16 protein-coding genes are annotated in these 18985 nt (G+C 50.6%); 11 read left to right on the plus strand and 5 right to left on the minus strand.

The genetic code is table 11. From position 1 onward, the window contains the following. Position 1: 1 nt before the first annotated feature. Positions 2-2143 (minus strand): TonB-dependent receptor plug domain-containing protein, encoded by a 2142-nt coding sequence (locus ACUZ8J_RS20960; protein WP_446694862.1) that lies wholly within the window; start codon positions 2141-2143, stop codon positions 2-4. A gap of 408 nt (positions 2144-2551) precedes the next feature. On the opposite strand from ACUZ8J_RS20960, the gene ACUZ8J_RS20965 reads away from it, so the two are divergent. Continuing rightward, positions 2552-3910 carry an isochorismate synthase gene (locus ACUZ8J_RS20965; protein ID WP_446694863.1) on the plus strand — a complete coding sequence of 453 codons (1359 nt, stop codon included), beginning with the start codon at positions 2552-2554 and terminating at the stop codon, positions 3908-3910. A gap of 8 nt (positions 3911-3918) precedes the next feature. Here ACUZ8J_RS20965 and ACUZ8J_RS20970 read toward each other — a convergent pair whose 3' ends face one another. After that, positions 3919-4644 carry an ABC transporter substrate-binding protein gene (locus ACUZ8J_RS20970; protein WP_086902499.1) on the minus strand — a complete coding sequence of 242 codons (726 nt, stop codon included), beginning with the start codon at positions 4642-4644 and terminating at the stop codon, positions 3919-3921. A 242-nt stretch (positions 4645-4886) separates the two neighbouring features. Here ACUZ8J_RS20970 and ACUZ8J_RS20975 point away from each other — a divergent pair, with 242 nt between their 5' ends. Further along, positions 4887-5546, plus strand: coding sequence for a 7-cyano-7-deazaguanine/7-aminomethyl-7-deazaguanine transporter (locus tag ACUZ8J_RS20975; RefSeq protein WP_446694864.1), 660 nt, complete (start codon positions 4887-4889; stop codon positions 5544-5546). 99 nt (positions 5547-5645) lie between these two features. Beyond that, positions 5646-6113: a GNAT family N-acetyltransferase gene (locus ACUZ8J_RS20980; RefSeq protein ID WP_011718785.1), complete on the plus strand. Its 468-nt coding sequence runs from the start codon at positions 5646-5648 to the stop codon at positions 6111-6113. A gap of 255 nt (positions 6114-6368) precedes the next feature. On the opposite strand, the gene ACUZ8J_RS20985 is transcribed toward ACUZ8J_RS20980, so the two are convergent. Next, complete coding sequence (locus ACUZ8J_RS20985) at positions 6369-8504, minus strand: sensor histidine kinase (RefSeq protein ID WP_446694865.1); 2136 nt, start codon at positions 8502-8504, stop codon at positions 6369-6371. Beyond that, the gene (locus tag ACUZ8J_RS20990; protein WP_011718787.1) at positions 8505-9887 is read right to left on the minus strand and encodes a sigma-54-dependent transcriptional regulator; all 1383 of its coding nucleotides are present in this window, start codon (positions 9885-9887) and stop codon (positions 8505-8507) included. 284 nt (positions 9888-10171) lie between these two features. Between ACUZ8J_RS20990 and ACUZ8J_RS20995 the strand changes: the two genes are divergently transcribed. From ACUZ8J_RS20995 to mutM, 8 genes are all read left to right on the plus strand, one after another. Continuing rightward, a complete protein-coding gene (locus ACUZ8J_RS20995) occupies positions 10172-10996 on the plus strand; it encodes a substrate-binding domain-containing protein (protein ID WP_011624595.1) in 825 nt (274 codons plus the stop codon). Next, positions 10993-11700 carry an ABC transporter permease gene (locus tag ACUZ8J_RS21000; protein ID WP_011624596.1) on the plus strand — a complete coding sequence of 236 codons (708 nt, stop codon included), beginning with the start codon at positions 10993-10995 and terminating at the stop codon, positions 11698-11700. Before ACUZ8J_RS20995 ends, ACUZ8J_RS21000 begins: the two co-directional genes overlap by 4 nt. 3 nt (positions 11701-11703) lie before the next feature. After that, a complete protein-coding gene (locus tag ACUZ8J_RS21005; RefSeq protein ID WP_446694866.1) occupies positions 11704-12411 on the plus strand; it encodes an energy-coupling factor ABC transporter ATP-binding protein in 708 nt (235 codons plus the stop codon). Then, the gene (gene mobA, locus ACUZ8J_RS21010) at positions 12395-12988 is read left to right on the plus strand and encodes a molybdenum cofactor guanylyltransferase MobA (RefSeq protein WP_023266178.1); all 594 of its coding nucleotides are present in this window, start codon (positions 12395-12397) and stop codon (positions 12986-12988) included. Before ACUZ8J_RS21005 ends, mobA begins: the two co-directional genes overlap by 17 nt. Positions 12989-13018: 30 nt before the next feature. Beyond that, on the plus strand, positions 13019-14818 hold the full coding sequence (locus tag ACUZ8J_RS21015) for a bifunctional molybdopterin-guanine dinucleotide biosynthesis adaptor protein MobB/molybdopterin molybdotransferase MoeA (protein WP_446694867.1): 1800 nt from the start codon (positions 13019-13021) through the stop codon (positions 14816-14818). A 16-nt stretch (positions 14819-14834) separates the two neighbouring features. After that, the gene (moaA, locus tag ACUZ8J_RS21020; RefSeq protein ID WP_446694868.1) at positions 14835-15818 is read left to right on the plus strand and encodes a GTP 3',8-cyclase MoaA; all 984 of its coding nucleotides are present in this window, start codon (positions 14835-14837) and stop codon (positions 15816-15818) included. A gap of 81 nt (positions 15819-15899) precedes the next feature. Then, the gene (locus ACUZ8J_RS21025; RefSeq protein WP_011624601.1) at positions 15900-16355 is read left to right on the plus strand and encodes a hypothetical protein; all 456 of its coding nucleotides are present in this window, start codon (positions 15900-15902) and stop codon (positions 16353-16355) included. A gap of 24 nt (positions 16356-16379) precedes the next feature. Continuing rightward, a complete protein-coding gene (gene mutM, locus ACUZ8J_RS21030; RefSeq protein ID WP_446694869.1) occupies positions 16380-17195 on the plus strand; it encodes a bifunctional DNA-formamidopyrimidine glycosylase/DNA-(apurinic or apyrimidinic site) lyase in 816 nt (271 codons plus the stop codon). A gap of 61 nt (positions 17196-17256) precedes the next feature. Here mutM and ACUZ8J_RS21035 read toward each other — a convergent pair whose 3' ends face one another. Further along, positions 17257-18981 (minus strand): glycosyltransferase family 39 protein, encoded by a 1725-nt coding sequence (locus ACUZ8J_RS21035; protein ID WP_446694870.1) that lies wholly within the window; start codon positions 18979-18981, stop codon positions 17257-17259. Between the last annotated feature and the right edge of the window lie 4 nt (positions 18982-18985).

Genomic DNA, 18985 nt, shown 5'->3' on the forward strand with positions numbered 1-18985 from the left:
CTTAAATCTGCCAGTTCACACCAACGAAGAACTGACGGCCAGCCTGAGGCAATGCTTCACTCTGGTAGTAGTTCTCATCCAATAGGTTAGTGGCGCGCAGATACACTTCTAACTTATCGGCGATCAGCGGCTGCACTAAGTTGATATCCACTAAGGTGTAGTTATCCAGCGACTGCTGTTGATACTGGTTCTGACCGTTCACTTTCACCTGAGTCGCATAAACCTGATCGAGGATTCGCTCCACATTGAGGTGGACTTGCGTCTCGAATGGGAATTCGTAGCTCATTTGCCAGCGCAGCTGGTGACGAGGACGGTATTGCAGCGCATCTAAGGTATCGTCGCCTTCCATTTCTTTCGAGTCTAGGAAGCTGTAAGAGAAGCTCAGATCTAAATGCTCAATCGCATGATTGTTAATCTGGAAATCAACCCCTTTGAACTCATAGCGCCCCATATTTTGGTAGAAACCATCGGTATCTTTGGCGATATAGTTCTTCGCATCGGTGTAAAAACCATAGAGCGAGAAGTCGGTACTGGCTGGTAGATTTTGATCCAGACCCAGCTCAACATGTTTAGACTCTTCCGCTTCTAAATCGCTGTTACCCGATGATTGCGAGTACAAATTCACCATAGAAGGGAAACGTACTTTGCGTGCCACACTCAGGCTCAAACGTGAGTCAGGCACAATCTGCCAATAACTAGACGCCATCGCCGAGTAGTTATCATCCGTACCGTCTGAAGTATCGAGTGAATGGAAAGCCCCGCCCAAGGTGAAGCCATAGTTATGTTCAGACTGATACTGATATTCGGCCGCAGCAGTATATAACCATGCAGAATCATTTAGGTTTTCAGCGCCGCCAGAACCGCCACCGCTACCATTGCCACCACCAGAACCTGTTCCACTGCCACTACCCGTACCACCGCCAGAGCCTGTTCCACTGCCGCTTCCAGTACCACCGCCAGAGCCTGTTCCGCCGCCGCTGCCAGTGCCACCGCCAGTGCCTGTACCCGAGTTATTGCCTGTACCGCTGCCAGCGTTACTGGAGTAAGTGTCCACTACAGACTTCCAGCTCTGCTCTTCAGCAATCACAGAGGTGGTTAACAGCCCTGCTTTATGAAAATCGGTGATTAACTGTAAATTGACCCCTTGCACCACGGAACGGCCATCTTGGGTTTGCGTCAATGCTTGATAGGTTTCATCGGCATAGGCTGCTTCTAAGGTATCGCTTTGATTGTGATAACCAAATCCGCGCAGGGTAAAGGTATCGTCAAACTGATGGGCTAAGCCGAGTTGGAAGGTATGCGAATCATAGTCGTCGGTACGCTCATACTTGAGCTTACCGCTGCCAGTACCATCACGTGAGGGTTTACCCCACTCACCATTACGCAGTGCCATATTGGCGATCAACTGTGTCTTATCCGATAACCAATAGCTGCCTTGGGCATAGACGTTGGTGACTTCTTTATCTGAGTTAACTCTCAGCTCACCGTCTTGATATTGGGTCGGCTCGAAATCGTTCGACATCGGGAAACCATCGGTCTGTTGACGGCTCACACTTACCAATCCCTGCCAATCATCGCCCGAGCCAGCGGCGCTGATATCGCCATTAAAGGTATTGTCTTTACCCGCTTCTAAACGTCCTGACAAGGCGGGCGCTGTGCTGCCTTGCTTAGTAATAATATTGATCACACCGCCGGCGCCGCTTGGGCCGTACAGCACTGAAGTCGGGCCAACTGACACTTCAACCGAGGCAATTTGGCTGGTTGGGATCACGCTCGGGTCGAACTGGCCATCATCGGCACTGCTCATGGGCACGCCATTCACCAACAGAGTGGCATGGCGGGTCTTAAAACCACGGATATCGACCCTAGGAGTGCCATCACCACCCACACGGATATAAACCCCGGGCACATTCTTCAGCACTTGATCTAAGGTCTGCGCACCCAGAGCACGAATTTCGGCTTCGTCGATGCTCCAATGGGTGGTTGCCAATTGCTCCGCATCGGCACCTTCACCATGGACGACAATCACTTCATTCACATTCAACAGGGGATCGCGGGCGATTTCATCGGCTGAGGCGGTAAAACTCAGTCCAATTGCCAGCGCTAAGGACGACACTCTAAAGGCGGTATTTCTGGTAATCATATTATTGTTGTCATACAGGAAATTTAAGATGTGCCCCCTATTGTGGTCTGAGGAATTTCCGTCTCAACTGAAAAAAAATCAAAAACCAACCCAGATCGACTAATTGCAACAAATGGAAAATGCGATGCATCACAAAGAGACAAAATGTCCAACACAGACAACGGTATCGACAAAAAGACCCATCTAGGTCACATTTTTAAGCGCCGCAAAATGAGACTATGGCAAAAGTCACACACTCGTGGGTTGCATCTTGACACTGACGGCCTCGGCCTTTAATTTGAGCGAAAGATTCTTATTTACACGCTCTCACCCACTCGGTGTAAATAGCTTTAAAAAGAATGGATTAACTTACCGCTGACTGCCGGAACTTCAGCCACCACCTTCATCTCGTTACCTTTGGAGTTTTATTTGCCCGCTCACGCCCTGTCTGAAGACCTTAAGTCTCTCATCGACAAACTCATTCAATTGAAGCAGGTTCCACCGACGGAGCCGATAGTGCAGTTATCCTTAACAACTGTTTCTATCCCTTTGATTTCATGGCTGGCATCCCAAAACCAATACCCGCGCATCTACTGGCATGGACGTGACAAGGTTGAAGAAGTGGCGGCGATTGGCGCCTGTAAAGACTTTAAGTTTGAAACCGGCGTCGATGATGGCACCTTAGCGGAAATTTATCAGCAGCAACGCGCCTTAACCACAAATCCCGAGATCCGTTACTACGGCGGCGTGGCGTTTGACCGCAGCATAGAGTCCTGGCCGGAGTTTGGTAATAGTCGCTTTGTGCTACCGCGTATCGAATTTAGACGCAGCGCGAACCAATTTAGTTTGCGGGTCAATCTGAACTTTGCCGATAGGCATCCCGAAGAGGAAATCGACCTCGCCATAGCCGCGATAGAAGCCGTGCTGCCCGCTCGTCCGCTCGCACCGCCCAATAAACTTGCGCTGTTGAGCCGCACCGATATTCCCGATTTTCCGCGCTGGAAGACCTTAATCGAGCAAGTAGTTGAGCCCAAGTTTAACCAAGAGACGCCCAAGGTGGTGCTGTCGCGCCACACTGAGCTTGAGGTCAATGCACAGGTCGATCCTTGGATGGTATTGGCCTGTTGGCAAGGGCGTAATCCGAATAGTTTCCAATTTGGCTTCCAATTTAGCCCCGAGCGCACTTATATCTCCTGCTCGCCAGAGCGATTATTTCGCCGTCGTCAGCAGGAATTGTTTACCGAAGCGCTTGCCGGCACCACTGTACGTGGCTTAAACCAAGAAGAAGACACGGCACTGGCCAACGCGCTGCTCGAAGATAACAAAAACAGCATAGAGAACCAGCTGGTTCGCCGCCATATCGTCAGTATGCTCTCCCCCTTGAGCCAACATGTGGGCGCCGAAGAAACCGCGACGATTTTTAAGCTAAACCATATTCAGCATCTCCACCGCGCTATTCGCGCCGAGCTAAAGCAGGGCGTGAATGACTTCCAATTGCTACAGGCTCTGCACCCAACTCCTGCAGTGGGTGGCCTTCCCCGCGAGTCTGCCATGCGCTTTATTCGCGAACGCGAAGGCTACATGCGCGGCTGGTACGCCGGTGCCTGTGGTTATTTCAATAAGTATGAGAGTGAATTTTCGGTGGCGATTCGTAGCGCCTTGATTGAACCTGGCAAGATCAATCTGTTTGCCGGGGCGGGGATTATTGCGGGTTCGGATCCCGAGGCGGAATGGCAGGAGCTGGAGAATAAGCTGGCGACGATTATGTCAATTTTGATCGAACTCTAACGGCCAGCTCAATAGCCATTGGCTTTAGTCTCAGTGTAGAGTCGCTCCTGCTCACCGGAATCAATAAGCTTTTTATGTTCAATATCAAAATGTTGCTTTAGCATCCGCCCTTTTTCCGTATTGGCAAAGGCGAAATAGGTTTCGGCGGTGAGCACTCCAGGAATAATCACAAACTGCTGCGGCGCCTTCAATTGAGGGACGAGAGTCTCCATATTCTTTCTGTAATCCAGCACAGCATCGGTTCGTCCCGCATTCACACTATTTAGCATGCTTAAGATGTCGCTGCCTTCCTCATAAAACATCGGGATCGTCGTCAGCATGTTATAGCGATAAGCCAGCATGGCCTGCACTTTCTTGTGGGATAGGCTCTCCATACCCGACCAAGTCGCCGCAATTTGTGGGGTAACGGCGGCATCGATAGAATCAAGTTCAACGGGGTTTTCACTCAGTAGGCTGTTTTTCACATCCCCCTTGTAAACACTGAGGATCATATCCACTCTGCTGGTTTCAACCATATAAAGCGTGCGCGCAAAGGGCATAAACTGCACATCGAGTTGCCAATCGGGAGCAGGAAACGCCTTGCGGAGAATATCGAAGTAATAACCCGTTTCGTCGGGATTGGAGAAACCCTGCCACGAGGCGGTGACCAGATGAATTACCACGGGCTTAGCTGGTGTCGCGTAGGTACACAAACTTAATAAACTAAAACACAAGGCCGCAAGAAATGATCGCATCGCGTTCTCCTCCCATTTCTTAACAGTGTAGGATAATTTCCCTGCCTGTGCTGTGACCTTATCGATCACTCCTCTTCGAGACTCAAGGCTAAATTGCTTGGAATATAAACAGTAAGCTTGCATCTTCGAACCTGGTCACTATAATGGCGACCCCGATTTCAGCACGCTGATATTGGGTAAAATAACAACAGATCATTTAGCGGGTTCCCTCACCCCGCCCTACACAACTAAAAAGGCCACATATGTTAATGTTAACCCCTGCGCAGCTTCGCCGCGCACTCCTGCTATTAGTGGGATTTCACATACTGATTATTTGCGTCAGCAACTACTTGGTACAACTACCGTTTCAATTGTTTGGTTTTCACACCACTTGGGGCGCGTTTAGTTTTCCCTTTGTCTATCTGGCGACCGATCTCACAGTGCGCATCTTTGGACAAACACCTGCCCGTAGCATCATTCTCAAGGCCATGGTGCCCGCGCTGATGATCTCCTATGTCATGGGTGTGGTATTCCATCAAGGCAGCTTCCAAGGGATTGATTCCTTAAGCCAATGGAACACTTTTGTGTTTCGCATTGCCTTCGCCAGCTTCGCGGCTTATTTGATTGGCCAGCTGATGGATATCACAGTCTTCGCTCGCCTACGCCAGAACCGTTCTTGGTGGGTCGCGCCTGCGGCATCGACCATTGTCGGTAACTTAGTCGACACCTTAGTGTTCTTCAGTGTCGCTTTTTATGCCTCGACAGACAGCTTTATGGCAGCCAACTGGCCCGAAATCGCGGCCGTGGATTACAGCTTCAAATTACTCGTGAGCTTAGGGTTATTCCTGCCCGCCTACGGCGTCCTGCTGAAGGTCTTACAAGACAAGATCTTGCAAACCAGTCCACAAAAATCATTTTCCTGATTAACTCAACTGGCCAGACCTGTTATAATTTGAGCAGTTTTTAGTTCAGCCCCACTGTGTTTATGCACATTTGGGGCTGATTTTCTGTGAGAGAAAATTATGTATTCAATTGAAATCAAAGCACTGACAGCTCTGACACCTGAGTTGACCACACAGCTTATCGAACTGAGCAAGCAAATCCCTGAACTCGACCGTCCGCTGACCAGCGAAACACTGGCAGAACGTCTCTCTGATAAGACTTGCTTGATTCTCTTAGCCTATGTGGAAGGTGAATTGGCCGGCTTTAAGCTGGGATACGAACAGGCAGATGCCGTATTTTACAGTTGGTTAGGCGGTGTTGCGACCGACTTTAGACGTTTAGGTCTGGCACAAAGCCTATTGGAATACCAAGAAACCTGGGCGAGCCGCCAAGGCTACAAGCTGATCCAGGTTAAGACCATGAACCGCTTCCCCGCCATGCTCAATCTGTTGATTAGAAACCAGTATTTGATTACTGAACTAAAGGCCGATCCGCAAAGCCTGATCGACCATAAACTGCATTTAAGCAAGTCGATTGCGACTGCTTAAAGGCGATTTACATAAAAATGTGTATTTTTTGCGAGAAATAGCTTGCAAACCTAATTGAGAATGATTATCGTTATCTTGCGTTCCAAAACTCATCTTTAACACGGATGACTGGTAATCTGACGTTGTTAAAGTGCTCCTGAGTTTGCAAGCACGACATTGCTCACACACACTCTTTTGTGGCCGGATTCATCATCCGGCTTTTTTTTGCTTTTTATTCAGTGAATCAATCTCATAGCATTTCGTGCAGAGTCGCTTCTAAGATGACATTTCGGTGCTTTGGCCGGAAAAATGTAAGCCATCGTAGGGGTTGTTTTGCTGATCTTCCTTCGCCTCATGGTACAAACCAATGGTGAAGATAGACCCCTTACCCAGTACAGAACTCACTTCTATGGTGCCGCCGATACGCTTGATAATGCCGTAACTTAGAGATAATCCAAGGCCTGTGCCGTCTTTACGTGTGGTGTAGAAGGGATCAAAAATCCGCCCTAACTGCTCAGGCGCAATCCCCGAACCTTCGTCCTCAACCTCAATTTTCACCCCAATCGGCATATCTTGCTGCAGCCAATCATAGGTTCGCACCCAAATCCTGCCCTTACCATCCATCGCATGGGCGGCGTTAACCACAAGGTTAATCAGCACTTGCAGCAACTGCGGGCGATTAACCTGCACAGGGCAGCTGGCGTTCAGTTCAGTTATCAGCACCACTTCTTGTTTCTGAATCGAGTGCCGCACTAATACCAGCATTTCCTCGATGATAGGCGTGATGGGATGCATCTCTAAGGGAGCGTTAAACTCACCTGGGCGGCTATATTGCAGCAGGCTGCGGATAATAGTGCTGATACGACCAACCTGTTGAATAACTAAATCAATTTCTTCTTTAACAGTTTCAGCATTATCCCCAAGCTCGTATCGCAACAACTCCATATTCCCGAGGATCACCGCCGTTGGGTTGTTAATCTCATGGGCAATGCCTGCGGTTAGCTCGCCCAGCGCGGTTAGCTTTTCATTAGTCACTAACTGCTGGCGAGTCTCATTGAGTAACGCCACGTTACGCTGCAACTCTAAGGTCTTATCCTGCAGGCTACGAGTCCGCTCCTCGACCTTCATCTCGAGTTGTTCGGCCGCGGCTTGAATTTGCGCGTTGCGCCGCTGCAATAAGTCGAGCATACGGTCGAACTGCTCGGCAAGATTCGACAATTCGTTATCCCTGTCCAGCCCCAAGGCACCAATACGCACATTGCGACCAGACTGCACCGCTTGCACCACATGGTGAATGCGCTCAATTGGTTGCAACAAGCTGTAGGCGCCGCGGTACACCAACAAGCCGGAGATCAGCAGTACCAGCATCAGAATGGTGCCTAACTCGATGATATTAAGCAGGTAGTTATGAATAAAGGGCGACTCTGAGAATCCGGTATAGATCATGCCGACACGTTGCCCACGGATATCTTCTAAGGGTGCGTAGGCGGAAATAAACCAATCGTTAAACACAAAGGCGCGATCGACCCATAACTCGCCGTGATTCAGCACTTTTTCGCGCACTTCCTCCGACACTAAACTGCCGAGCGCCCGCCCTTGGGGTTCATTCGACTGTGGGAAAAAATGCAAAGGTACGTTGGTTGAGACACGAATATTGTCGAGGAAAATGGTCACAGTACCGATGGAACGCTCCGGCAACGTGCCCTTGTCGTAGACGAGGTCGCGGATATGGTCGACGATGCGCGTATCCCGATTAAACAGCACGCCGCCATCGAGATACCAAGCCACTTTGCCCTCAAAATCGGGGATCGGCAGCAAACTGCGGCTCAGTAGACCACGGTCTTCCACTTGTTTATTCGGGCTTTGCGCCCGCAATGTCGCCAGTAAGGGAATCGCCGCCCTTTGGGCTAAATCCGGATCAACCCGCGCCAAACGTTCAGGTGATAACACCATCAGCCCCGAATAGGGTAAAAGACCACCCATTTTCGGTAAAATTTGTCGCAAATCCGGGTCTGACGCGGCCTCGGCCACACTGACAAGCCTTAGAAAATCCAGATCGAGTTGCTTTTTTTGCTCATTTAAAAAGGCATCTATACTCGCCCTGTGGGCCAACTCACCAGTGAGAATGGGCCGAAAATCATTCTGAAAAGTCCATGAGGTCATGACTCTCTCGAGCTGTTTCTCCTGACGAACTTGCACCTGTTGTAGGGTATTTTCAGCCACAGCCAGATCGGCTTTTACTTTCATAAACAGTTGCTTGCCTGTGTAACTGATATTCCAGTAAATCGTGATAAACACTAGACTCACTAAAGTGAGCAAAATCGGCAGCAAGGTGAGGATCAGAATGCGATAACGCACTTTGGCCTGCATTTGCTGCCAACTGACACCAAAAAAGTGAGTAAAAAACGACACTTAGAACTCCTGCTCGTCGCTAACGTCAAACCACTCTTTATACTTGCGATCTAAGGTCTTACGGGAAACGCCTAAGTCCCTCGCCGCCGCCGATTTATTGCCAGAGTGCAGATCCACCACGCTGGTCACATGGTGTTTTTCGACTTCTTTCAACGGCCAATCTAAGGGATAACCTTGGGAGGCCGAAGACTCTGTCTTCACCTGCTGCTTCCAGTATTCCGCTGGCGGCTTGCCGAGCAGAATGCAGCGTTCAATCATATTGCGCAGTTCACGGATATTGCCTGGCCACTCGTGCTGTTGCAGCTTCACCATATCCTCATGGCTCCACACGACTTCACGCACACCCAATTCGGCTGCCAATTGGCGAGTAAAGTGGTGGGTCAATTCGACCACATCTTCCGGACGCTCACGCAGGGGAGGAATTAAAATATCCAGCACATTCAAGCGATAATAGAGATCACGACGGAAGTTACCCGCCTCGACTTCATCCACCAGCGTGCGGTTAGTAGCCGCAATCACCCGGACATCGATATTGACTTCCTTCTCACTGCCGACAGGGCGAATCGCCTTTTGCTCTAATACCCTGAGCAATGCCGTCTGCATCTTGAGGGGCATCTCACCAATTTCATCGAGGAAGATGGTGCCGCCGGAGGCAAAACTGAATAAGCCTTCGCGATTTCCCTTAGCGCCAGTAAATGCCCCTGCCGTATGGCCAAAGAGTTCACTCTCCAGTAGTTCGGGGGCGATAGAGCCGCAGTTAACGGGTACAAATGGCCCTTGGCGGCCGCTGAGTAAGTGTAATTGGCGCGCGACAAGCTCTTTACCCGTGCCCGATTCGCCTTGAATTAACACCACGGCATTGGTCGGTGCCACGCGCTCAATCACTTGCTTGACCGACTTCATGGCCTCGCTGCTACCGATAATGGTGGAGGAATAGCCGATAGAGACCTCACGGCGCAGCATTAAGTTTTCGCGGCGCAGCAAACGGCGTTCAATACAACGGTCAACCGCCGACATCATCTGCTCGAGGTGGAAGGGCTTCATAATAAAGTCTGAGGCACCAGCTCGCAGCGCTTTAATCGCGACTTCTAAATCAGCATAGCCAGTCATAAAAATCACATCGGAGCGGCGGCCTTGTTCATCTAAGGCTTCGTGCCACTCGATACCCGAGCGACCCGGTAAACGGATATCGACAATCAATAGGTCGAAGTGGCAGCGACTACGTAACTGCTCAGCATCTTCAATACTGCCTGCGGTTTCGACTAAGGCGAATTTTTTCGAGAGCGCCTTATTCAAAAAGCTACGCATCCCCGGCTCGTCATCGACGATCAGGACAGACACAGCGGAAGGAAGGGGCTTGAGGTTATTATCTATCTGGCTCATAGTGCTCACTTCTGGACATTTTGACTCAATTGCGACCAATTCTAGCATTGAAACTAGACAAATAGGTCACTATGAACCATAAGAAGCATGCGCTGAGACAATTTGTCTGCAAACTATTTGTTGAGCCTGAGATCAGGGTCACAATTTAGATCAAGCTGTGAACGTAAATGCGTCATTGTTGGTTTGGCATCCTATTTGCTTTCAATCGAACGCATTACAATTTACGGAACCTCCCACTCAGTAGGCAATTGAGTCGGAACCCTATTTTTCGCCAAGGAGTATCCATGCTAAACGTGAAATCCCATATGAAGTCATTACTGGGCCTGGTTGTTGCAGCCAGCATGCTCACAGTGTTACCCGCTCAATCGGCTGAAGTGATCAAGTTAGCCACCACCACCAGTACTGAAAACTCAGGTCTGTTAAAAGAATTACTGCCTAAGTTTGAAAGTGAATCAGGCTACAAAGTACAAGTTATCGCAACGGGTACGGGTAAAGCCCTGAAACTGGGCGAGCAAGGCGATGTGGATTTAGTGATGACCCACGCCCCAAGTGCTGAAGCAAAATTTGTTGCCGACGGTTTTGGTGTTGAGCCACGTGGCATTATGGAAAACGATTTCGTGGTGTTAGGTCCTAAAAACGACCCAGCGAAACTACGTGAAAGCAAAACCGCCGAAGAAGCCTTCGCAAAAATCGCCAAATCAGGCTTACCTTTCGTCTCTCGTGGTGACAACTCTGGCACCCACATCAAAGAGTTAGAAGTATGGAAAGCCGCAGGCGTAACTCCTGACTTCAAAGGTTACACTTCAGTAGGTCAAGGCATGGGTAAAACCCTGCTGATGGCAAACGAATTACAAGGTTATACGCTGTCTGACCGTGGTACTTTCGTGGCTTACAAAACTAAGCTGGACTTAGGTGTGGATTTCGATGGCGGTAAAACGCTGGCGAACCCATACCAAGTGATTCTGATCAACCCAGCTAAATACCCAGATCTGAACCACAAAGGCGCCAAAGCTTTCAGTGACTGGCTGATCAGCAAAGAAGGTCAAGCCATGATCAACAACTTCAAAGTTGAAGGCGAGCAACTGTTCAAGGCAACCTATAGCGAATGAGCGAAGGCTGGCTAGCACTGTTACAGCAGGCGTTAAGCCTGCTGTTTTCATTGGACCCCGACGTTTGGTCCATCATATCTGTCTCGTTTTCGGTTTCTTTCGCGGCGCTGCTCATCACCTTAGTCCCCTCTATGGTGCTCGGTTTTGTGTTGGCGTTTGCCCATTTCCCCGGAAAGTGGTTTGTCACTAACTTAGTACAAACATTGCAATCGATCCCCACGGTCGTTATCGGCCTGCTGGTGTATCTCATCTTGACCCGCAACGGCCCGCTTGGGGATTTAAAGTGGCTGTTCACTCAAGAAGGGATGATCCTCGGCCAAATGATGATTTGCGCCCCCGTGATGATTGCCATGAGTCAAGCGGCCTTCACCAGTGTCGATCGCCGCGCATGGGAAACCTCTCGCACCTTAGGCGCCTCTTGGTTTAGCGCGGTCTGGACAGTGTGCCGCGAACTGCGTATGCCGTTATTACTGGCGATTGTCGCGGCCTTTAGCCGTATTCTCACCGAAGTCGGCTGTTCTATGATGGTCGGCGGCAACATTTTAAACGTAACACGTAATATCCCGACGGCTATCGCACTGGAAACCAGTAAAGGCGATTTCGCCCAAGCTATCGCCCTCGGATTAGTGCTGCTAATCTTGGCCTTGATCCTCAACTTTGCCTTAGGTAGTTTACGCGGCAAAGAAACGCCAAGGAGCCATTAACTTATGACCCAAGCCAAACTGATCGCCCGTGACTTGGAAATGTCCTTTGGCTCGCGCTTATTATTCAAAGCCCATAGCCTAGAATTGTGCCAAGGGAACGTCATTTATTTGCAGGGTGACAACGGTTCGGGCAAGTCGACCCTGATGAAGATCCTAGCGGGTCTACAGCCGCCATCGAAGGGCAAGATTGAAGTCAGCGGCTTTAAAAAGGACGCATGGTGGACACGCAACCCTTTGCTGGGCAAAGCCGTTTACCTCCACCAGCATCCCTATCTATTCGATGGCACAGTCAATTACAACCTGACCTACGGGCTACCCTTTGCGGCCTCAAAAACCGAGGCTAAACGCAGGATAGGTCAAGCGATTGAGATGGCGCAACTGGGCTCGTTATTACATTCCAGAGCCAGCAATTTATCCGGCGGCGAAAGACAACGCCTCGCCATCGCCCGCGCTTGGATATTGCAGCCAAAGTTACTGATGCTCGATGAGCCGACCTCCAATATGGATAAGGACTCCCAAGCCTTAGTGCTGCAAATGATCCAACAGCTCAAACAGCAAGGGACGGGAATGCTATTAAGCAGCCATCAAAACTGTGCGCTCACCGCCATTTGCGAGCAGCAGTGGCACATTGAAGACCAACAGGTGATAACCTCCCGTCAGCAAACGCCCACAAACTCCACACAGGGATCTTTATATGTCGTTGCAAATTGATGCCGTAATTCTTGCCGGTGGTATGGCGCGCCGTATGGGCGGGGACGATAAAGGCCTCGTCGAGCTAAACGGCAAGGCCATGATTGAACACACTATCGAGCGGATAAAACCTCAGGTTAAGGAGATCCTGATCAACGCAAATCGTAACCAAACACGTTATGCTGAGTTCGGTTTTACGGTGTTGAGCGATGAGCATACTGGGTTTCTCGGCCCCTTGGCGGGCATGATCACTGCTATGGGTCACACCCAAGCAGACTATCTGCTCGTGGTACCCTGCGATTGTCCGCTGCTGCCGCGGGATTTAGTCGCCCGCTTATTGGCCGCCATTGAGGCAAACGATGCTGAACTTGCCGTTGCCAGCGATGGTGAGCGTGAGCAGCCGGTGGTGATGTTACTAAAGCCGAGCCTGCGCGAGTCAATGACCGCCTTTCTCGAAGCGGGTGAGCGTAAAATTGATTTTTGGTATGCCAAACATCGCTTTGCCGTGGCGGCCTTTGCCGATCAACCCAATGCCTTCGTCAATGTGAACACGCCAGAACAAAAACAACGACTGGCTGCAGAGATAAACCAAAGCTAAGGCTTCAAATTTCCTAGATTAGAGGTGCAAATGAGTACTCCCTTCGTCAATCCGCTATCTATTCCCGTTCTCGGATTTTGTGCCTATAGCGGCACGGGGAAAACCACCCTACTCAAGCAATTGATCCCCGAATTAAATCAGCGCGGCCTGCGTCTGGCGGTGATCAAACATGCTCACCACAATTTCGATGTCGATATTCCCGGTAAAGATAGCTACGAGATGCGCAAAGCCGGAGCGCGGCAAATGTTAGTCGCCTCCCATGTGCGTTGGGCGCTAATGACCGAAGATGCCCGCGATGGCGACCCAGAGTTAGTCCACCTGCTCAAGCAAATTGAAGCCGATAAAGTCGATATCGTCTTAGTCGAAGGCTTTAAAAAACTCACACTACCGAAAATTGAGCTGCACCGCGCCGCCCACGGTAAGCCGTTTATCTATACCCAAGACGACAATATTCTCGCCATCGCTTGCTGTGATGACACAGAGCTGCCGAGCGAGCTAAGAAGACTCGACCTTAACAATGTCGCGCAAATTGCTGACTTTGTGATGGAATATGCCAATAGCTGGCAAGCACCCAACCCCGCATTACCGATCGCGACTGTCGATGCCTGCACCTTGGGCAGCGATAAAAACCTCAGCGTGAGCCAAGGCTCGGCGCAGATTTTATCCCATGTCGCCCCAGTCTCTGAGGTGGAAGAGGTAGGTTTAGATGCGTTAGATAACCGCGTGCTCGCCCGCGACAGTATTTCGCCCGTGGATGTGCCGCAACAAACCAACTCGGCGATGGATGGTTATGCCTTTGCCTATCAAGATCCACTGCCTACAAGCTTTACCTTAGTCGGCGAAGTCCTCGCCGGACATCAATATTCGGGCACACTCAAAGCGGGTGAAACCGTGCGCATTATGACGGGCGCGCCCGTACCTGCTGGCGCAGATACAGTTCAACCTCGAGAATTGGCTAACGAGGCCAATGCCAAGGTCAGTTTCGACGGCCGCATTCAACAGGGCCAACACGTTCGCCTTGCAGGTGAAGACATAGGCCAAGGCCAAGTTGCCCTCACCCAAGCCACACGCCTAAGCGCCGCCGAACAGGGCTTATTAGCCTCCCTCGGCCTTGACCGTGTAACGGTTTATCGCCGCCCGACCGTGGCCGTGTTCTCAACCGGGGATGAAGTCAGCCAACCCGGCGAGGCTTTGAATCCAAACTGTATCTATGACTCGAACCGTTACACCATCAAGGCGATGGCAAAACGTTTAGGTTGTGAAGTCATTGACTTAGGTATTATCGAAGATTCCGAAAGCGCACTCGAAGCGACCTTAACCAAAGCCGCGGCGCAGGCCGATGTAGTGATCAGCTCAGGCGGCGTTTCCGTTGGCGACGCCGACTACATCAAGGCCGTGCTGGCACGCCTTGGCAATATCGACTTCTGGCGGATCAATATGCGCCCCGGTCGCCCACTCGCCTTTGGTAAGGTCGGCGATAGCCTATTCTTCGGCTTGCCCGGCAATCCGGTGGCTGTGATGGTGTCGTTCCTGCAATTTGTGCAACCTGCGCTGCGTAAACTCGGCGGTGAAACAAACTGGCAGGCGCCATTATTCCCGGCGATTACCGATGAAACCCTGCGTAGCCGCACGGGCCGCACTGAGTTTATCCGCGGAATTTATCGCCTCGGTAATGATGGCAGACTGCACGTAACCAGCACAGGTAACCAAGGTTCGGGCATGCTCAGCTCTATGGTCAAGGGCAATTGCCTTATCATCATTGGAGATGATGCTGAGGCGGTAAATGCGGGTGAAACTGTGTTTATTCAACCTTTTGCCGATCTTCTATAAGAGCCACTGAGTCCCTATGAGCCAACTCGTGGATGCCTTTGGCCGTCAGGTCGAATATTTACGACTCTCAGTGACGGATCGCTGCGATTTCCGTTGTGTCTATTGCATGACGGAAGATCCCTGCTTCTTGCCCAAAGACCATGTCCTGCACCTCGAAGAGTTGGCTTGGATTGCCCAAGCCTTTACGGAACTTGGGGTGACTAAAATTCGCCTCACCGGCGGTGAGCCCTTGGTGCGTAGCGATTGCGATCAACTGGTGCACTTACTGGGCAAGCTACCAGGACTTAAAGATTTATCGATGACCACTAATGGTTCTAGGCTCAGTAAGTTTGCCAAGCCTATGTTTGATGCGGGTCTTAAGCGCTTAAACATCAGCCTAGATACCCTTAACCCCGAGCTCTTTACCCAACTGACACGTAACGGCAAATTAGCACGTGTGATCGAAGGGATTGATGCGGCCATCGCCGCAGGTTTTGAGCGCATTAAAATCAATGCGGTGATCCTTAAGCAGCAAAATGATCATGAAGTGATTGATCTGGTTAATTTTTGCCGTAACCGAAACCTAGATATCGCCTTTATTGAAGAAATGCCGCTGGGTGAAATGGACGAGCGTAAAGACGCGCGTCATTGCAGCAGTGATGAAGTTAAGGCCATGATTAACGAGCATTATCCCCTGCAACTTTCCAATAAACGCACAGGCGGCCCCGCGCGTTACTACACCATGGCGGATAGTCCGATTCACATCGGGTTTATCTCACCCCATAGCCACAACTTTTGCCACGAATGTAATAGAGTGCGCGTAACCGTAGAGGGGCAATTATTACTCTGCCTAGGTAATGAACACTCCATTGATTTAAAAAGCATTGTGCGAGAATATCCCGGGGACATTGAGCGCCTTAAAACCGCGATTCTCCAAGGTATCAAGCTCAAACCTAAGCAGCATGTTTTCGATAATAGTGGCGTGCAAATCCTGCGCTTTATGAATAGCACTGGCGGTTAACCCCTTCGTCCTAGGGCTAGCATCTCTATTTTGCCGTGATACACTCATGGCATCAGTCCCATTTTTTGTGTCACTCTTCCTATGGCGCTTACTCGTAAACAGTGGAATAACATCATTATTCTTGCCTGCATTTTTATCATTGCGGTGCTGACGTTTATGGACAAGAAAACCCATAATGTGCCGAGTGATGCCCAGCTGTTGTTTGATGACAATGCGCCGCTGGCACAGTTGCAGCTAGATGGTGTGTGGCTGCATAAACAAGCCTCAGGTTGGGAGTGCGATCCGCTGGTGCTCAACTGCGCCCAATGGGCCAAGGCTTGGCAAGGCCTAAAAGTCTCGCCACTCAGCGAGGCACCACAACCCACAGGCAAACCGCAGGAACTGGTGATCCAAATTGCCGAGATCCGCCAATCGCAACGTTGGATTTATTTCCCCGAGGACGGTGTGCTCAAATCACCCGCTGGCAACTGGTATTTAGTGCCCCCCAGCCTAAGGGCCGATTTACAGCCTATTCTCGATGCAAAATCCACCAGCTAATCTATTACCTAAAAGAACTCAATCATGCCGGAATTACCAGAAGTCGAAGTCACCCGTCAGGGCATAGCCCCACATCTTGTCGAACAAACCGTGGTTGACCTCATAATCCGTAACGCCTCTCTGCGTTGGCCCGTTCCCGAACTTGCCAAACAAATCATCGGCCAAACCATACGCCAAGTGCGCCGCCGCGCTAAATATCTGTTAATCGATACCGATGCTGGCACCAGCATAGTGCATTTGGGGATGTCGGGCAGCTTGCGGATCCTTCCCCATGATACGCCAGTGGAGAAGCACGACCATATCGATCTTGTCCTCGCCAATGGCCGAATTCTGCGATTTAACGATCCGAGACGTTTTGGCGCTTGGTTATGGTGCCAACTGCCAGAGGAAGCCCATCCGCTACTGGAAAAACTCGGGCCAGAACCTTTAACCGACGCCTTTAACGTCAATCAGTTAGCTGCCGCACTGGCGGGCAAGAAGAAGGCCATCAAACTCTGCCTGATGGATAACCATATTGTGGTAGGTGTGGGGAATATTTACGCCAACGAAGCACTGTTTGCCGCAGGGATACACCCCGAGGCGGAGGCCGGCAAGATAGATATTGAACGCTTAACGGTACTGGTTGCCGAGGTCAAACAAATCCTCGCTCACGCCATCAAGCAGGGCGGCACTACGCTTAAGGACTTCACCAATGCCGAGGGTAAACCCGGCTATTTCGCGCAAAAGCTGCATGTTTACGGCCGCGGCGGCGAAACCTGCACTCAGTGCGGCAATCTACTCAGCGAAATCCGCCTTGGTCAACGCACCACAGTATTTTGCGGCATCTGCCAGACGCGTTAATCTCGCCGATAAAAATGCCTGCAATTGCAGGCATTTTTAGCTTCTTCGATATGGCTGTTGATTACTCTTTTAACCAACGACCTGGATGGTCGGTAAAGTAGCGGTACTCTCGCTCTGGTGCTTGGCACTGAGGCTTAAGTTCTGACGCGGATAACAAAATCCATTCGTCACGGTGGGCAATCCCCATGCTCTTACCGCCTTTGATATCGAAACAACTCAGCTCAGCACCGCTAGGCACTAACACATAACGCTGTTTGTTCTCCTGCATCCATTGCCACGCGTTACGCTCCTGCTCTTCTACCGGCGCGAGATAACTAAAGTGCGTCACACTCATGGGCGAGAACAGAATAAATTGCTCTTTAAAGTTTACTAGACCAAGTTCGGCATCCTCACCTATCACCTCGGCAGTGTGTAGCATCAGACTTCTGGGGGTGCGCATTTCATCGAGCATAGCGTAACCCCAAGTGCTCACCAGCACCCAGCCCAAGGCTGAAACTAACCCCACTTTCACCAGTGCAAACTGACGGCGCGCTAGCCACAGCAAGGCACACCAAAACACCCCGAGCAAAATAAATAAGTAACCAATGCCAGTGAGATCATCGGTATAATCCGCCAGCGCTTTGACAAGCGCAGGGTGATGGATAAATGCCAGCACGCCGGCCACTAACACGAGCGCGCCCAAGAACCACAGCACACCAGTGACTAGTTTTTCAAACCAAGCTTTGGGTGAAACACCCGTTAATACCGCCGACGCCGCCAAGGCCAACATAGGTAATGCGGGCAGAATATACACGTTGCGCTTGCCCGGGCTGATACTGAAAAACAGCACCACGAGTCCGACCCAAATCAGCAGAATCGCAATGGTGGGATCGGCTTTTACCTTTTGCAGCCACAGTTTCCAATAGGCGACCACCAGCAACGAAATCGGGAACCACATCCAAGGGATCACACTCAGCACGAAGAAATACCAAGGCTTGATATGGTGCCAAGCATTGACGTAACGCTCGCCCGTTTGCTTAAACAAAATATTATTTTGATAGGCCACCATCTCGGGCGTGCCATGGGCTTGAACCGTCATCACCATTGGCACTAACCAACAGGCAATCACGGCCAGCATGGCCAACGGCCCCGCGAGGCAAAGCCAAGTTAAGCGGCCCTCGAAACGGGTCTTATCTTTGAAGGCGTAAATCCCAATTGGAATGAGCAACAACAGGGGCAAAAAACCAACCCCCTTAGTGATCACACCAAGTCCCATAAATGCCCAGCCGATAAAATACCAATGCCACTTAGGCCCAAGCATAAAATGCCTGATTAATCCGTAACATCCCACGGTTATCCAACACATCACCATGGCATCTATCTGGGCATTTTTCGCCTGCATCAAAAACTGCGGCACGATAAGGAGCAATAGTGCAGCGTTGCGGCCAACCCGCACATTCCACAATCTGGCACCCAAATCATAGACAAGGAATACCGTCAGCAAGCCACAAAAGGCATTGGGGAGTAAGAAGGAGAGTTTTAACGACCCCGTGAGTTGATAAAACAGGGCGATGGCCCACATAAATACTGGCGGCTTATCGGGATAATATTCCCCGCCCCGGGTAGGGAATAACCATTGACCCGAGGCAACCATCTCCCGCGCGACCTCAACAAACCGCGGCTCGTCGGCGGGCCAAGGGGAACGAAAACCTATGCCAACCAGCAAGATCAGCAAACTCATCAACAGCAGCGGCCAGAGTACTTGGTAATAATCTTCGCTATTGAAACGACGATTCAATGCATCCATTCCT

The organism is Shewanella sp. Koi 1, from assembly GCF_052907445.1.

What these genes read in the sequence shown, in the direction of transcription:
- ACUZ8J_RS20960 (WP_446694862.1), bottom strand. Translation starts at nt 2,143, where the DNA reads ATGATTACCAGAAATACCGCCTTTAGAGTGTCGTCCTTAGCGCTGGCA.
- ACUZ8J_RS20970 (WP_086902499.1), bottom strand. Translation starts at nt 4,644, where the DNA reads ATGCGATCATTTCTTGCGGCCTTGTGTTTTAGTTTATTAAGTTTGTGT.
- ACUZ8J_RS20975 (WP_446694864.1), top strand. Translation starts at nt 4,887, where the DNA reads ATGTTAATGTTAACCCCTGCGCAGCTTCGCCGCGCACTCCTGCTATTA.
- ACUZ8J_RS20980 (WP_011718785.1), top strand. Translation starts at nt 5,646, where the DNA reads ATGTATTCAATTGAAATCAAAGCACTGACAGCTCTGACACCTGAGTTG.
- ACUZ8J_RS20990 (WP_011718787.1), bottom strand. Translation starts at nt 9,887, where the DNA reads ATGAGCCAGATAGATAATAACCTCAAGCCCCTTCCTTCCGCTGTGTCT.
- ACUZ8J_RS20995 (WP_011624595.1), top strand. Translation starts at nt 10,172, where the DNA reads ATGCTAAACGTGAAATCCCATATGAAGTCATTACTGGGCCTGGTTGTT.
- ACUZ8J_RS21000 (WP_011624596.1), top strand. Translation starts at nt 10,993, where the DNA reads ATGAGCGAAGGCTGGCTAGCACTGTTACAGCAGGCGTTAAGCCTGCTG.
- ACUZ8J_RS21005 (WP_446694866.1), top strand. Translation starts at nt 11,704, where the DNA reads ATGACCCAAGCCAAACTGATCGCCCGTGACTTGGAAATGTCCTTTGGC.
- mobA (WP_023266178.1), top strand. Translation starts at nt 12,395, where the DNA reads ATGTCGTTGCAAATTGATGCCGTAATTCTTGCCGGTGGTATGGCGCGC.
- ACUZ8J_RS21015 (WP_446694867.1), top strand. Translation starts at nt 13,019, where the DNA reads ATGAGTACTCCCTTCGTCAATCCGCTATCTATTCCCGTTCTCGGATTT.
- moaA (WP_446694868.1), top strand. Translation starts at nt 14,835, where the DNA reads ATGAGCCAACTCGTGGATGCCTTTGGCCGTCAGGTCGAATATTTACGA.
- ACUZ8J_RS21025 (WP_011624601.1), top strand. Translation starts at nt 15,900, where the DNA reads ATGGCGCTTACTCGTAAACAGTGGAATAACATCATTATTCTTGCCTGC.
- mutM (WP_446694869.1), top strand. Translation starts at nt 16,380, where the DNA reads ATGCCGGAATTACCAGAAGTCGAAGTCACCCGTCAGGGCATAGCCCCA.
- ACUZ8J_RS21035 (WP_446694870.1), bottom strand. Translation starts at nt 18,981, where the DNA reads ATGGATGCATTGAATCGTCGTTTCAATAGCGAAGATTATTACCAAGTA.